Genomic DNA, 15,646 nt, shown 5'->3' with positions numbered 1-15,646 from the left:
AATTTCCTTTTTCATAAACATTCACCAAAACATTATACTACTTTTTAGTTCTTTTTTCATTTAATTATCTATATTAATTCTATTATTAGAAAAGTAATTTTAATTGTAACGAAAATTGGAGAATATCTAAAATGAAACGACTTAATGCAGTCCCTAGTAAAACAGCTAGTATCAGTATTAATGTTTGTGCTTGAGCAACATGATGTTTTTTAAAAACACCGTCTAGACGTAAACTTTGTAACGCCCAAAAAGCTAAACATATGCAAATTATATGTAAAACTAGTCCCACTATAGCTACTTGACCATAATATTCCATATTAGTTTTCCTTTCTAAAGTATAAAAAGCCGTCTCATTTAGAGACGGCTTTTTATATTATCTAAATTTAGCCACTTCAATTCGATTAACTGCACGATGTAATGCACGTTCAGCACGTCTAAAGTCAACATCATCACGATTTAGTTTTAATCGTTCTTCAGCTCTTTCTTTAGAATTAATCGCACGTTCTTTATCTATTTCTTCTGCAGTTTCAGCTGCTTGAACTAGAACAGTAACTTTTTTGGCTCTTACTTCAACAAATCCTTCGGAAACAGCTAAATACTCTGTACCACTTGTTTTTTTAACTTTTACGTATCCTGTCTTTAATGCTGCAACAGTTGGAATATGTCCAGCCATTACACCCATTTCGCCAGTTTCTGTATGTAAAACAACAAGTTCTACTTCTTTTGCTGAGTAAACAGATCCATTAGGAGTGACAACATCTAAGGTAAATGTATTCATTTTCCATTCCTCCTAATTATTATTAGACCTCTACACCCATGTTTTTAGCATTTTCAAGAACTGCCTCAATACCACCGACTAAACGGAAAGCATCTTCTGGGATATGATCATATTGTCCATCTAGAATTGCTTTGAAATCTTGTACAGTTTGACTAACTGGTACGTAAGATCCTTTTTGACCAGTAAATTGTTCTGCTACATGGAAGTTTTGAGATAAGAAAAATTGAATACGACGTGCACGTTCAACTGTTTTCTTGTCTTCATCAGACAACTCATCCATACCAAGTATAGCAATGATATCTTGTAATTCTCTATATTTTTGTAAAGTTTGTTGCACTCTACGTGCTACATCATAATGCTCATCACCAACAATATCAGGTGTTAAAGCACGTGATGTTGATGCTAATGGATCAACCGCTGGATAAATACCCATTTCAGTTAATTTACGTTCAAGGTTCGTAGTTGCATCTAAGTGGGCAAAAGCTGTTGCTGGAGCCGGGTCAGTATAGTCATCGGCAGGTACGAATACCGCTTGAATAGATGTTACTGATCCTTTATTAGTAGATGTAATACGTTCTTGTAATTGTCCCATTTCAGTTGCAAGTGTTGGTTGGTAACCAACAGCTGAAGGCATACGCCCTAATAAAGCTGAAACTTCAGAACCGGCTTGAGTAAAGCGGAATATATTATCAATGAATAATAATACGTCTTGACCTTGCTCATCACGGAAGTATTCAGCCATTGTTAATCCAGACAATGCTACTCTAGCACGAGCACCCGGTGGCTCATTCATTTGTCCAAATACCATAGCTGTCTTCTTAATTACGCCTGAGTCACTCATTTCATAGTACAAGTCATTACCTTCACGAGTACGTTCACCAACTCCGGCAAATACAGAAATACCACCATGTTCTTGAGCGATATTATTAATTAATTCTTGAATAAGTACTGTTTTACCTACACCAGCACCACCGAATAGTCCGATTTTACCACCTTTAATATAAGGTGCTAATAAATCTACTACTTTAATACCAGTTTCAAGAATTTCTACTTTTGTAGATAAATCTTCAAACTTAGGAGCTAATCGATGAATTGGATCTCGACGAACACTTTCGTCAAGTTCTTCACCTAAATCGATTTTTTCACCTAATACATTAAATACACGTCCTAATGTAACGTCACCAACTGGTACTGAAATAGGTCTTCCAGTATCAGTAACTTCTTGTCCACGTTGGACACCGTCAGTTGACGCCATCGCAATAGATCGTACGACATCATCACCAAGGTGTATTGCAACTTCTAATGCTAAGTCAAAGCTTGAACCATCTGGACGGTTAACTTTTACAGTTAAAGCATTATTAAGTTCTGGCAATTCACCATGGGGAAAACGTACGTCAATAACTGGCCCTGTAATTTGCGTTACTTGACCTAATCCCATGTAAATTCCTCCTAATCATTATTCGAGTGCAGCTGCGCCGCCTACAATTTCAGTAATTTGTTGAGTAATTGCAGCTTGTCTTGCTCTGTTATATTGTAATGATAAATCATCAATTAATTCAGAAGCGTTATCAGTCGCATTCTTCATAGCTGTCATTCTAGAAGCATGTTCACTAGCTTTTCCATCTAGTAATGCACCGTAGATCAAGCTAATCGCATATTGCGGCAGTATAACTTTTAAAATTGTTTCTTTGTCAGGCTCAAATTCATAACCAGCCATCATACTTGAACCCTTGCCAGTATCTTCATCTGATAATGGCAAAATCTTTTTAGATTTAACTTGTTGTTCTAATACACTTACAAAGTGACTATAATAAATTGTTAATTCGTCAAAGTATTCTTCGTTGTATAAATCAACTACTTTTTCAGTTAATGCCTGAACATTTTTAAATGTTGGTTGATCTGGTAAGCCAACATATTCTTCAACGATGTTATAACCTCTAGCTTTGAAGAAATCTCGACCTACTCGACCTACAACAACAATCCCATATTCATCACTGTTATTGTTATGTTTTTCTTTAATATCATTTACTACATTTTTTAAGATGTTAGCACTATAAGGCCCTGCTAATCCTTTATCACAAGTAACGACTAAATATCCTGAACGTTTCACCGGTCTACTGTTAAGCATTGGGTGTGAGATATCTGTACTCTTAGAAGCAATAGCAGTTACTGCGTCTTGAATCTTATCCATATAAGGTTGGAAAGCTTTCGTATTCTCTTCAGCCTTACGTAACTTAGAATTCGATACCATGTTCATTGCATTCGTTATTTGACTAGTTTTTTGCGTAGAAGTGATTCTTCCTTTGATTTCTCTAAGTGAAGCCACAATTTCACCACCTTTTATTTAAAGCTTTAATACTACACTGTGTGAGATTTATTAAATACTTTTTTAAATTGATCGATTGCTGAAACAAATTTATCATCAGATGGTAATTGTTTTGTTTCACGAATTTCATTAAATAGGTCACTTGCATTAGCATCAACCCAATTTAAGAATTCATCTTCAAATCTTGTTATATCCTCAACTGGAATATCATCTAGATGACCTTTAGTTAACGCATATAATATAACAACTTGACGGTCTACAGTTAACGGTTTGTTTTGATCTTGTTTAAGAACTTCAACAGTACGTTTACCACGCTCTAGTTTAGCTTTTGTTGCTGCATCTAAATCAGATCCGAATTGAGCAAATGACTCTAGTTCACGGAAAGATGCTAAGTCTAAACGTAGTGTACCTGCAACTTTTTTCATTGCTTTAATTTGCGCGGAACCACCAACACGTGATACTGATAAACCTGGATTTATCGCAGGTCTAACACCAGAGAAGAATAAATCTGATTGTAAGAATATTTGACCATCTGTAATAGAGATTACATTTGTAGGTACATAAGCTGAAATATCTCCCGCTTGTGTTTCAACGAATGGTAAAGCAGTTATAGAACCGCCACCTAAATCATCATTTAGTTTTGCTGCACGTTCTAATAAACGACTGTGTAAGTAGAATACATCACCTGGATATGCTTCACGACCTGGCGGACGACGAAGTAATAGTGATAATTCACGATAAGCTGCTGCTTGTTTTGTTAAATCATCATATACAATCAATACATGTTTACCATTAAACATAAATTCTTCTGCCATACTTACACCTGCATAAGGCGCGATGTAAAGTAAAGGAGCTGGTTGAGCAGCAGATGCTGATACAACGATTGTATAATCTAAAGCACCATGCTTACGCAATGTTTCAACAGCTGTTCTAACAGTAGATTCTTTTTGACCAATTGCTACGTAGATACAAATCATATCTTCGTCTTTTTGGTTTAAAATAGTGTCAATTGCAACTGTAGTCTTACCAGTTTGACGGTCACCGATAATTAACTCACGTTGACCACGTCCAATTGGAACTAAAGCATCGATTGCTTTAATACCAGTCTGTAAAGGTTCATCAACCGATTTACGGTCCATAACACCTGTAGCTGGAGACTCAACTGGGCGAGTCTTTGAAGTATTAAGTGGGCCTTGTCCATCTATAGGTTGTCCTAATGGATTTACAACGCGTCCAATTAATTCTTCACCAACTGGTACTTCCATAATACGACCAGTACGTTTTACTTGATCGCCTTCTTTAATGCCATCTGCAGGGCCTAAAATAACAATACCTACGTTATTTTCTTCTAAGTTTTGTGCTAAACCTAAAACGCCAGTATGGAATTCTAATAGTTCGCCTGCCATAGCGTCGTTTAAGCCATGAGCTAATGCAATACCATCACCGACTTGAATTACTGTTCCTACGTCGGTTACGGACATTTCTGACTCATAGTTTTCAATTTGAGAGCGTAATAAAGCACTGATTTCTTCAGCTTTAATGGCCATCTATGTCACTCCTTAATATTATTTCATTTGTTGAAATGATTTTGTTAATTGATTTAAATCATTTTGAATTGAACCATCGTATACTTTTGTACCGATTGAGACACGAATGCCACCAATTAATGATTCATTGATTTTGTTTTCTAAAATTAATTTTTTTAAACCTGTTCTTTTTATAAAAGCCTTACCTATTTCGTCTAATTCTTCATTAGATAAAGGGTACACAGATTCAACTTTCATTAAGTCTTGACTATGTAGTTGGTTATAAATTTTTCTATAATCTGCGAATACTTCAGGCAGAAGTGATAACCTACTGTTTTGCGCTAGTAAGAACAAAGTATTTAATAATGGTTTTGATGCACCAGTAAATACTTTTTGAGCAAACTCATGTCGCTGTTCTTGAGACAATTTAGGATTATTATCTACTGCTTTAATACCTTCTAGATTTTTAGTAACACTTATATCAACTTGTTCAAGTTCTCCAAGAATTGTATCTGTTAAATCTTGTTGTGATGCTACATCGTATAAAGCTTGGGCATATTTTTGACTTATATTCGCCATTATTTATCCCCTGCCTCTTTAATGTATTTTTCAACAAGGCCTTTTTGATCTTGTTCAGAAATTTCTTTATTGATCACTTTAGAAGCAATTAATACAGAAAGTTCAGATACTCTGTTATTTATGTCTGCGATTGCTTTTTGTTTTTCTTGTTGTATTTCAGCTTGAGCTGACTGTACTAAACCATTTGCTTTCAAGTTAGCTTCGTTAATAATTTGTTCTTGTTGTATTTTAGCTTGATGTTTCGCGTCATCAAGAATAGTTTGTACTTCTTCTTGAGTCTTCTTAAGAACTTCTCTATTTTCTTCTTCTAATTTTTTAGCATTTACTTTTGCTGCATGTGCATCATCAATATCTTTATTGATAGCATTTTCACGCTCATCCATAATAGATTTTAATGGGCCCCACGCATATTTTTTTAATAGAGCTAACAAAATAAGGAACGTTATTAATGTAAACAGAATTGTTCCTGTTTCAACGCCACCATTTGCAGCACCTAAAACGAATACGTTATGATCCACTGCCAATTACACTCCTTTCATTGCAATTCAAGATGTGATACATCTCATAAATGAATGGCGAAATCCTATCTAGGTAGACTTCGCCTGTTTAAAAACTATGTCAGCTTATCGATTCATTACCATGAAAGCTACTACTACTGCAATGATTGGTAGTGCTTCAACTAAACCTACACCGATAAACATAATTGTCATTAATGGACCACGTGCTTCTGGTTGACGTGCAACACCTTCAACTGTTCTTGAAACGATAAGACCGTTACCAATACCTGCTCCTAATGCTGCTAAACCGATTGCGATTGCTGCTGCTAATACACCTAAACTCATTATAATTTCCTCCTAAGAAATAAAAATATTAATTGTTTTTTTTAATTATATATTAATGGTCTTCAGCCACTTTATGTGACATATAAACCATTGATAACATTACAAATATGTACGCTTGAATTGAACCTATAAATATTGAGAAACCTTGCCATACTAATGCTGGTAAAAATGCGCCAATAGCTCCAAGTGCGCCTCCTACAGCTAAAGTACTTAATAATCCTAATAATACCTCACCTGCAAATATGTTACCGTACAAACGTAGACCAAGCGTCAATGTTGAAGCAAATTCCTCAACGATTTTGAAAGGTACCATGAATGCAACTGGTTGAACAAATGATTTAAGGTATGCTCCTGTGCCTCTCATCTTCACACCATAATAGTGTGTTAATAAGACCATTAAAGTAGCTAATGTTAAAGTAACTGTCGGGTCTGCAGTTGGTGATTTCCACCATAACGTATGACCTACAACAATTGAGAATGGAAGTCCTAACATATTAGATACAAATATAAAGAATATTAATGTAACTGCTAAGAAATGGAATCTCCCACCGTCTTTCCATGCCATATTACTTTGAATAATACCTTTAACGAAATCAAATACCCATTCGATAAAGTTTTGAGCACCAGAAGGTCTAATTTGAAGATTTCTAGTACAGAATACGGCAATCGCAAAAACGATTACTGCTGAAACCACTAACATTAACATACTTGATAAGTTGAATACTAAATCAAATCCTGCTAAATTGATGGACCACAATGGTGATTCGTGTTCCATAATTTCACCTCTTTTCACAATTTTTATAATTTAATCGATATTCTGTAAAGACCTAATCATAATCAATACATAAGCAATCATGAGTCCAACAAGAATACCAATAATATCAACGACAAGTGGATACTTTACCCAAAAACAACATGCAACGATGGTCACAAGATACCTGACCCAGTTTCCGGTTGATAATTGCAATGATTCTGAATTTTTTGCTCGATTGAGGTTAAATTCCCATGAAAACAAGTTAACAGCCGATGCTATTGTTCCAATAATAAGTCCCAAAATGAACTCATGTTTCAAGAAAAAATAAACGACAATTAGAAAAATAACAAAGAAAATAAAATACTGTAAATAAGCTTTAAAAAAGCCCTTTATATCAAACATTCAGCTGAAACTCCTTAAATAAGTTGTATATCATTGAAAACCGTTTCATCACACAATTTTCATGATAATATAGTGGACTTACAGTGTCAATGCTATGACAAAAATAGAAAACAAATTTTTGTCATTTTTTTGTCACAGAATTGACACATTCCACTAAGTCTTTTATTGTTTTTTAAATGGCTCTGGTGAATTCTCAATTATGCCAAAATAGTACTTAATATTCTCACAAATTCTTTTAGATGCCAGGCCATCACCGTATGGATTTTGTGCAATACTCATTTTGTCATATAATGCTTGATCATTTAGTAACAATTTCGTTTCGTTATATACATCTTCCTCTTCTACACCTACTAATTTCAGTGTTCCTGCTTCCACCCCTTCAGGTCTTTCAGTCGTATCTCTTAATACGAGTACTGGTTTACCTAATGAAGGTGCTTCCTCTTGAACGCCACCGGAATCAGTAAGTATCAGATGAGCATTCGCCGCAAAGTTATGGAAATCTATTACCTCTAGTGGCTCAATTAACTCGATGCGTTTATGATCACTTAAAACTTCATTTGCAATACTTCTTACTTTAGGATTTTTGTGCATTGGGTATACCACTACAACATCTTCTTCCTCTTCGACAATTCGTCTAACAGCTTTGAAGATATTTTCCATTGGCTTGCCAATATTTTCACGTCTATGTGCAGTTAACAACACAATTCGTTTGCCTTCATGACGCGCAATGATCTTACTTTTGTAGTTTTCATTAACGGTCGTAGACAAAGCATCAATTGCTGTATTACCCGTGACTACAATAGATGACGATTTTTTATTTTCATGAAGTAAATTATTTTTAGACTGTTCTGTTGGTGAGAAGTGTAAATCAGCAAGGACCCCCGTCATTTGTCGATTCATTTCTTCTGGAAATGGAGAATACTTGTTCCACGTTCTTAATCCTGCCTCTACATGTCCAATTGCAACTTCGTTATAAAAAGCTGCTAAACTGCCAGCAAAGGTAGTGGTCGTATCTCCATGTACCAATATCATATCTGGTTTTGCTTCCTGAATAACGCTTTCTAGGCCACCTAATACTCTTGATGTAACTTCTGAAAGTGTTTGCCCTTGTTTCATGATGTTCAAATCAAAATCTGGTGTAATATTGAATGTTTCCAAAACCGAATCAAGCATTTCTCTATGTTGCGCTGTAACTACTACGATTGGTTCAAGTTCAGGTTCATTCTTTAATGCTAGAACTAAGGGTGCCATTTTGATGGCTTCAGGTCGCGTGCCAAATATAGTCATAATTTTCTTCATTGTAATAAAATCCTCCTAATATTATTTAGTGCCAAATAATCGATCACCTGCATCACCTAAACCTGGTGTAATATATGCATGGTCATCTAATTTTTCATCTAATGCAGCAATATAAATATCTACATCTTCATGCGCTTCTTGCAATGCCTTAACCCCTTCAGGTGCAGCAATCAAGCCCATAAAGCGTATTTTATTTGCTCCACGATTCTTTAATGATTGAATCGCTTCAATTGCTGATGCACCTGTTGCTAACATAGGATCTACTACAATAATTTCACGTTCTTCAATATCTTGTGGTAATTTCACAAAATATTCAACCGCTTCTAGTGTTTCGGGATCGCGATACAAACCAACATGTCCAACTCTTGCAGCTGGTACAAGTTTCATAATGCCATCTGTCATACCAAGTCCCGCACGAAGAATCGGAATAAGTGCTAATTTTTTACCTGATAATCTTTGTGCCTTCATCTTAGTTACCGGTGTTTCGATTTCGACATCCTTCGTTTCAAAATCTCTCGTAACTTCATAAGCCATAAGCATGCCAACTTCGTCAACAAGCTCTCTAAATTCCTTTGTGCCCGTTTTTTGATCTCTAATATAACTCAACTTATGTTGAATTAACGGATGATCAAAAACATGTACTTTACCCATAAGTCAATCCTCCAATAAATATTTATTTGTTGTAAAGTGGGAACTTAGAAGTCAAATTCAACACTCGTTCATGTGCTTCTTTCAATGTTTCTTTATCTTCTGGATTTTTTAATACGAATGCTATTATTTTACCCACTTCTACCATAGCTTCTTCATCGAACCCACGAGAAGTAACTGCTGGTGTTCCTAAACGAATACCACTTGTAACAAATGGTTTCTCTTGATCAAATGGTATTGTGTTTTTGTTACAAGTAATGCCCACTTCATCTAAAGCATTTTCTGCTACTTTACCAGTTATACCTAATGAACCTTTAACATCAACACAAATTAAATGATTATCAGTACCACCTGATACGATACGTAAACCTTCTTGTTCAAGTGTTGATGATAATTTTTGAGCATTCTTAATTACTTGAGATTGATATGTTTTAAATTCTGGTTGTAACGCCTCACCAAATGACACTGCTTTACCAGCAATCACATGCATTAACGGTCCACCTTGAATCCCAGGGAATATTGTTTTATCAATTTCTTTAGCATATTCTTCCTTACAGAAAATCATGCCACCTCTTGGGCCTCTGAGTGTTTTGTGTGTAGTTGTAGTTACGAAATCAGCATATTCTACTGGATTTTGATGTAAACCAGCAGCTACTAAGCCCGCAATATGTGCCATATCAACCATTAATTTAGCGCCGACTTCATCAGCAATTTCTTTAAATCGTTTAAAATCAATTTGTCTTGGATAAGCTGAAGCTCCAGCAACAATAAGTTTAGGTTTAGCTTCTTTGGCTACTTTTAAAACTTCATCATAGTCGATTTGTTCATCTTGTTCAGAAACGCCATATTCAACGAAGTTATATAACTTACCACTAAAATTAACTTTAGCACCGTGTGTTAAATGACCACCGTGACTTAAATTCATTCCAAGAACAGTATCACCAGGCTCTAAAGCCACAAAATATACAGCCATATTAGCTTGTGATCCTGAATGAGGTTGTACGTTCACATGATCTCCACCGAAGATTTCTTTAGCTCGATCTCTGGCTAAATCTTCAACGATATCTACAAATTCACAGCCACCATAATAACGACGACCTGGGTAACCTTCTGCATATTTATTTGTTAATACAGACCCTTGGGCTTCCATTACTGCTTCTGAAACAAAGTTTTCTGATGCGATTAGTTCGATGTTGTTATTTTGTCTATCAAACTCTTTTTCCATTGCTTTGAAAAGTTTTTCGTCTTGCTTTTTGATTAATGACATGTACAATCCCTCACTTTTAAGAATTTAATACTTTGCTCTTTCTCCGCCTATTAATTTCGGACGACTTCTTGCTACTGTTACAATTGCTTCTCCGACTGTTTTGCTTTCAATTGAAATCGGAACTGCGACGTGCTTAATATGCATACCAATTAATGTTTGACCTATATCGATTCCTTTATCAACTTTGATAAATTCAACTACAATTGGATCTTTCATATGGTTATATGCATATGTTGACAAGCTTCCACCTGCGTTTTTTTGAGGAACAACAGATACTTCGGTCATTAAATAAGGATCAAATATTTCACGTTCAATTGTTATAGCCCGATTAATATGTTCACAACCTTGAAAAACAAAATGTACACCTGTCTCATTATGTATATTTAAAAGACAATTATAAATTGTTTGGGCAATATCAATTGAACCGTTTGATCCTATTCTTGAACCTTTAATTTCAGAAGTCGAACAACCAATTACACACAGCTCATCTTTTTGAAAAAAATCAATTGAATTAAGTTCATTCAACAACTTCTCTAAATCTGATTTCATGAACAACCGCCTTCAATCTTGTCTATGCGTCTTTGATGTCTTCCGCCTTCAAACTCACTTGTCAGCCAAGTTTTGACGATGAGAAGTGCTAATCCTTCACCTATAACACGTTGGCCTAATGCTAATACATTTGAATCGTTATGTTGTCTCGTTACTTCTGCAGTAAATACATCGTGTACAAGTGCACATCGAACCCCTTTTACCTTGTTAGAAGCGATTGACATACCAATACCAGTTCCACAAATAAGAATTCCTTTATCAAATGAACCATCTGCTACACTTTCTGATACTGGTCTTGCATAATCTGGATAATCTACTGATTCGCCTTCGTGCGTACCGAAATCTTTGTATTCAATATTCATTTCTTCAAGTAAATTTTTAATTGCTTCTTTGTATTCATAGCCACCATGGTCTGCTGCAATAGCTACTTTCATCTTCCCACCTCCCAATTTGTTTATACTTACATATTATAACGTATTTTCAATAAGTGTTATAGCAATTCTATAAATTATTTGAATTCTTAATTACTCTGTAATAATTCTTCTATTAACTCATTTAGTTCTTTAAAAGTATTTCTATATACTTCAATTGATTGTCCATACGGATCACATACATCACCTTGCTCACCACTTAAGTAGTGTTTTATTGAATCAATATTTTCATGTTGATATTCTGACTGAAGCATTAATTTATGTGATTCTGTCATTGTTAATATTAAATCTGCATCTAAGTCTTGCTCAGAAAAATTTTGTGCTCTACCTGGAACCGGTAAGTCATGTTCTAAAATAATTTCTAAAGATTGTTGAGAAATATTTGCGCCTTCAAAAGCAGAGATTCCTCTTGATTGAATATCAAAATTTGGTTTTAAATTTTTAGCTATTGCTTCTGCCAAAGGACTTCTACAAGTATTTCCAGTACAAACAAAGATTATTTTCATAATTCATCTTCCCTCTTTATATTATGTCCACTCGCTTTATCTAGTCTATTCATTAATGCCATTGTTTTGGCATTTCTTTCAAATCCTGAAATTAAAATGTGATCAATATCATTCAATTGATCTGCTATTCTTAACGCATCATATAAATGTCGGTGCGCTCCTTTAATATCTAGTTCATGTTCGCTTAATGGGATAAACTTTGCGTTTTCCGGTATAAATGGTTCAATCGTTTTAGGTCCTATAACCGCAATTTTAATACCCTTTAATGAAGAAGGGTTTATTGATTTGGTCAATCCACCTTCAATTAAAGTAACGGGTTGTGTAGGTGCATAATGTTTATACTTCATACCAGGTGCAATTGGTTTATCTATATCTACTTTTTTATCGATAATACTATTTGGTAAAATTTCATTAATCTTTTCAGCAGTAATGGATCCAGGTCTTGCAATCTTAAATGGAAAACTCGTACAATCAATCACTGTGCTTTCAATACCTTCATCTATTTCATCTGCTTGTATGATTCCAAATATTCTTCCATCTAAATCATGCTTCACATGTTCATATTTAGTTGGCGAAGGGCGACCGCTTAAATTAGCACTCGGAGCTGCGATTGGTAAGTTTACTAACTTTAATATTTCTCTTCCAACATTATGACGAGGCATTCTTACTGCAACCGATTCTAAACCTCCCGTCACTAAATCACTTAAATATCCTGTTTTATACGGAACGATAAATGAAATTGGTCCTGGCCATAATGCTTCCATTAATATTTCTGTTTCTCTTGAAATATTGTGCGTGAAATGTTCAAGTTGTACTCTATCGTGTATATGAACGATTAATGGATTATCTGAAGGTCTTCCTTTAGCTACATATATGCTTTTAACAGCATCTGTATTTTTTGCATTTGCACCTAACCCATAAACCGTTTCTGTCGGTAAGGCAATCAGTTGATTTTGATGATATCCTTCAATTATGTTATTAATTTGTGGATAACTTTGTAAGTTGTCAACATACTTACGCACATCCCAAACATAAGTTTTCAAATCACTACTCCCTTTCTTCTCATAATTTTAACGATACAAATAAAAGTTATACACAGGTTGTGGTTAACTCAGCCGTTTTGTGTATAACTTTTACTCGCTTATCCAATTAAATTGTATCATACGATTCTTTTGATTTATATCTGTGATAATCTTCAGTCCATCAACACGATAATGTTGCGCAATAAATGTTTTTAAAACATCACCTTGTAAATGTCCAATTTCAAATATCACAAGACCACCTGTATCCATAACTTGGTCAAGTTTTGCAAGTAGCGATTTATAAATATACAAACCATCATCTTCAGCGAATAACGCTAAATGTGGTTCATAGTTGAGTACAGTATCTGTCATCTGTATCTGTTCTTCGTATGAAATATACGGAGGATTTGATACTAAAACATCTACCTTTATCCCTTTATCAATTAATGGTTGTAGAGCATCACCTTGCATGAAATGTATATCTGCTTTATGAAGATTTGCATTCGATTTTGCAACTACTAATGCTTCATTACTAATATCCGTTGCTATAACATCTAAAGTAGGCATCTCCTTCTTTAGCGATATCGCAATAGCACCAGAACCAGTACCTATATCACATAAAACACTGTTCTGTTTAGTAATAGTTGATAACGTCTGAAAGACTAATTCTTCTGTCTCTGTCCGTGGAATGAGTACATCTTTATTAAGTTCGAACTTTCTACCATAAAATTCTGCAAACCCTACAATATATTGTACTGGTTCACCATCGTACATTCTTTCTCTTAAAATTAAAAATTGATCAATGAGTGGTTGTGGAACCTCTTCTTTATAATGCATCAAAATATCAGTTCGAGACATGCCAGAAATATCTTGCAATAACCAGTCAGCACGAGAGGTTTCTAACCCTCGTGCTGATAAGTCATCATAAGTTTCTTTTAATAATTGCTCGAAATTATAATTGACCATTATTCAATTCTTCCAGTTTTTCAGTCTGTTCATGCATAGTTAATGCATCAATTATTTCTCCGACTTTACCTTCCATAATTTGATCAAGTTTTTGAATTGTTAAACCAATTCGATGATCTGTTACACGGTTTTGTGGATAGTTATATGTTCTAATACGTTCAGAACGATCACCTGTACCAACTGCAGATTTACGTTTTTCGGCATATTTAGCATTTTCTTCTTGAACCATCATATCGTAAACTCTTGCTTTCAATACTTTTAAAGCTTTTTCACGGTTTTTAATTTGTGATTTTTCTGATGATGTCGCGATTACACCAGTAGGTAAATGCGTAATACGAACGGCTGAATCGGTTGTATTGACGTGCTGTCCACCTGCACCGCTTGAACGATAAGTTTCTATTTTTAGATCTTCACTTTTAATATTTAATTCGACATCTTCTGCTTCTGGCAATACTGCTACAGTTGCTGTTGATGTATGAATTCGTCCACCAGATTCTGTTTCTGGAACTCGTTGAACACGATGAGCACCATTTTCATATTTAAGCTTACTAAATGCACCATTACCTTGGATAGAGAAACTTATCTCTTTATATCCGCCATGGTCACTTATATTTTCTTCAACTACATCAATATTATATCCTTGTGATTCTGCAAATCTAGAATACATTCTGAATAAGTCACCCGCAAAAATTGCTGCTTCATCTCCACCTGCTGCACCTCTAATTTCCATAATAACGTTTTTATCATCATTAGGATCTTTCGGGATAAGCAAGAACTTCAGTTCTGATTCAAGTTCAGGAATGCGTTTATTTAATGAATTAATTTCTTCTTTCAACATTTCTTGGTCATCTTTATCAGAAGTTTCAGTTAGCATTAATTTCGCATCTTCTATATCGCCTTTAACAGATTTATACGTTCTATAAACATCTACTGTTTTTTGTAAATCAGATTGTTCTTTGGAATAAATTCTTAATTTATTTGAATCCGAAACAACGTCCGGATCACTTAAAAGCTCGTTTAATTGTTCGTATCGATCTTCTACTATTTCTAATTGATCAAACATGATTATCACTCCTTGTTTCTGTTCTTATAATATGATGATCTCTACATCGCGGTTCATAACTTTCGTTTGCACCTACTAAAATGATTGGATCATTAACGTGTGCTGGTTCTCCATTAATAAGTCTTTGTGTTCGACTTGATGGTGAGCCACATACTGCACACACAGCTTGTAATTTTGTAACGATTTCTGCAACAGCCATCATTTCTGGCATCGGTTCAAACGGAACACCTTTAAAATCCATGTCCAATCCTGCAACTACAACCCGATAGCCTTCTTCAGCTAATTTTTGTGCAACACTTACTATCTCATTATCAAAAAATTGAACTTCATCTATACCTATTATATCTATACCTTGTAAATCAAAATTCAATATTTCGCTTGAATGTTCAATACTAATGGCATCTAATTGATTACCATTATGGGACACAACAGCTTTATCACTATAACGATTATCGATAGCAGGTTTAAATACTTTCACTTGTTGTTTAGCATATAAACCTCTTCTAAGACGTCTAATAAGTTCTTCTGATTTACCACTAAACATACTGCCACAAATACATTCTATCCACCCGGAATGGTAATTTTCGTACATATTACAAATCCACCTTTTTTCATAATCGCTTAATTATATCATATTATAAATTGCAGTTCTTAAATTTTACAAAAAAAAGCACCCTTTATAAAAGGA

General features: G+C 34.7%; 20 protein-coding genes. All 20 read right to left on the bottom strand.

The features are described from left to right. Nucleotides 1-85 precede the first annotated feature (85 nt). The gene (locus CD111_RS01880) at nucleotides 86-316 is read right to left on the bottom strand and encodes a DUF1146 family protein (protein ID WP_095086673.1); all 231 of its coding nucleotides are present in this window, start codon (nucleotides 314-316) and stop codon (nucleotides 86-88) included. A gap of 57 nt (nucleotides 317-373) precedes the next feature. Then, a complete protein-coding gene (locus tag CD111_RS01875; RefSeq protein WP_095086670.1) occupies nucleotides 374-778 on the bottom strand; it encodes a F0F1 ATP synthase subunit epsilon in 405 nt (134 codons plus the stop codon). 22 nt (nucleotides 779-800) lie between these two features. After that, nucleotides 801-2,216, bottom strand: coding sequence for a F0F1 ATP synthase subunit beta (gene atpD, locus CD111_RS01870; protein WP_095086667.1), 1,416 nt, complete (start codon nucleotides 2,214-2,216; stop codon nucleotides 801-803). Between the two features lie 18 nt (nucleotides 2,217-2,234). Then, nucleotides 2,235-3,104, bottom strand: a complete 870-nt coding sequence (atpG, locus tag CD111_RS01865; RefSeq protein WP_095086664.1) for an ATP synthase F1 subunit gamma — start codon at nucleotides 3,102-3,104, stop codon at nucleotides 2,235-2,237. 32 nt (nucleotides 3,105-3,136) lie between these two features. Continuing rightward, a complete protein-coding gene (gene atpA / locus CD111_RS01860; RefSeq protein WP_095086661.1) occupies nucleotides 3,137-4,651 on the bottom strand; it encodes a F0F1 ATP synthase subunit alpha in 1,515 nt (504 codons plus the stop codon). 18 nt (nucleotides 4,652-4,669) lie between these two features. Further along, nucleotides 4,670-5,209, bottom strand: a complete 540-nt coding sequence (locus tag CD111_RS01855; RefSeq protein WP_095086658.1) for a F0F1 ATP synthase subunit delta — start codon at nucleotides 5,207-5,209, stop codon at nucleotides 4,670-4,672. After that, nucleotides 5,209-5,733, bottom strand: a complete 525-nt coding sequence (locus tag CD111_RS01850) for a F0F1 ATP synthase subunit B (protein ID WP_229726495.1) — start codon at nucleotides 5,731-5,733, stop codon at nucleotides 5,209-5,211. Before CD111_RS01850 ends, CD111_RS01855 begins: the two co-directional genes overlap by 1 nt. A 99-nt stretch (nucleotides 5,734-5,832) precedes the next feature. After that, complete coding sequence (gene atpE, locus CD111_RS01845; protein ID WP_016998905.1) at nucleotides 5,833-6,051, bottom strand: F0F1 ATP synthase subunit C; 219 nt, start codon at nucleotides 6,049-6,051, stop codon at nucleotides 5,833-5,835. A gap of 52 nt (nucleotides 6,052-6,103) precedes the next feature. Beyond that, complete coding sequence (gene atpB / locus CD111_RS01840) at nucleotides 6,104-6,826, bottom strand: F0F1 ATP synthase subunit A (protein WP_095086654.1); 723 nt, start codon at nucleotides 6,824-6,826, stop codon at nucleotides 6,104-6,106. Nucleotides 6,827-6,856: 30 nt separating this feature from the next. Continuing rightward, nucleotides 6,857-7,207, bottom strand: a complete 351-nt coding sequence (locus CD111_RS01835) for an ATP synthase subunit I (protein WP_095086651.1) — start codon at nucleotides 7,205-7,207, stop codon at nucleotides 6,857-6,859. Nucleotides 7,208-7,369: 162 nt separating this feature from the next. After that, a complete protein-coding gene (gene wecB, locus CD111_RS01830) occupies nucleotides 7,370-8,506 on the bottom strand; it encodes a non-hydrolyzing UDP-N-acetylglucosamine 2-epimerase (protein WP_095086648.1) in 1,137 nt (378 codons plus the stop codon). A 21-nt stretch (nucleotides 8,507-8,527) separates the two neighbouring features. Further along, nucleotides 8,528-9,157: a uracil phosphoribosyltransferase gene (gene upp, locus CD111_RS01825; protein ID WP_095086645.1), complete on the bottom strand. Its 630-nt coding sequence runs from the start codon at nucleotides 9,155-9,157 to the stop codon at nucleotides 8,528-8,530. Between the two features lie 22 nt (nucleotides 9,158-9,179). Then, nucleotides 9,180-10,421 (bottom strand): serine hydroxymethyltransferase, encoded by a 1,242-nt coding sequence (locus CD111_RS01820; RefSeq protein ID WP_095086642.1) that lies wholly within the window; start codon nucleotides 10,419-10,421, stop codon nucleotides 9,180-9,182. Nucleotides 10,422-10,445: 24 nt separating this feature from the next. After that, nucleotides 10,446-10,970 carry a TIGR01440 family protein gene (locus tag CD111_RS01815; protein WP_095086639.1) on the bottom strand — a complete coding sequence of 175 codons (525 nt, stop codon included), beginning with the start codon at nucleotides 10,968-10,970 and terminating at the stop codon, nucleotides 10,446-10,448. Next, nucleotides 10,967-11,404, bottom strand: a complete 438-nt coding sequence (gene rpiB, locus CD111_RS01810; protein ID WP_095086636.1) for a ribose 5-phosphate isomerase B — start codon at nucleotides 11,402-11,404, stop codon at nucleotides 10,967-10,969. The genes CD111_RS01815 and rpiB overlap by 4 nt, the downstream gene beginning before the upstream one ends. An 86-nt stretch (nucleotides 11,405-11,490) precedes the next feature. After that, nucleotides 11,491-11,907: a low molecular weight protein arginine phosphatase gene (locus CD111_RS01805; protein WP_095086632.1), complete on the bottom strand. Its 417-nt coding sequence runs from the start codon at nucleotides 11,905-11,907 to the stop codon at nucleotides 11,491-11,493. After that, nucleotides 11,904-12,950 carry an L-threonylcarbamoyladenylate synthase gene (locus tag CD111_RS01800; RefSeq protein WP_095086631.1) on the bottom strand — a complete coding sequence of 349 codons (1,047 nt, stop codon included), beginning with the start codon at nucleotides 12,948-12,950 and terminating at the stop codon, nucleotides 11,904-11,906. Before CD111_RS01800 ends, CD111_RS01805 begins: the two co-directional genes overlap by 4 nt. A 90-nt stretch (nucleotides 12,951-13,040) precedes the next feature. Next, nucleotides 13,041-13,895 (bottom strand): peptide chain release factor N(5)-glutamine methyltransferase, encoded by an 855-nt coding sequence (gene prmC, locus CD111_RS01795; protein ID WP_095086630.1) that lies wholly within the window; start codon nucleotides 13,893-13,895, stop codon nucleotides 13,041-13,043. Further along, nucleotides 13,882-14,958 carry a peptide chain release factor 1 gene (gene prfA / locus CD111_RS01790; protein WP_095086628.1) on the bottom strand — a complete coding sequence of 359 codons (1,077 nt, stop codon included), beginning with the start codon at nucleotides 14,956-14,958 and terminating at the stop codon, nucleotides 13,882-13,884. The genes prmC and prfA overlap by 14 nt, the downstream gene beginning before the upstream one ends. After that, entirely contained in the window at nucleotides 14,951-15,550 is a 600-nt protein-coding gene (locus tag CD111_RS01785) for a thymidine kinase (protein ID WP_095086626.1), read from the bottom strand. The genes prfA and CD111_RS01785 overlap by 8 nt, the downstream gene beginning before the upstream one ends. Nucleotides 15,551-15,646: the final 96 nt, after the last annotated feature.

Origin of the sequence: Mammaliicoccus stepanovicii, from assembly GCF_002902525.1 — a bacterium.
Taxonomy (GTDB): Bacteria; Bacillota; Bacilli; order Staphylococcales; family Staphylococcaceae; genus Mammaliicoccus; species Mammaliicoccus stepanovicii.
Note: the sequence above shows the minus strand (reverse complement) of the source record. Positions and strands in the feature narration are given on the sequence as shown.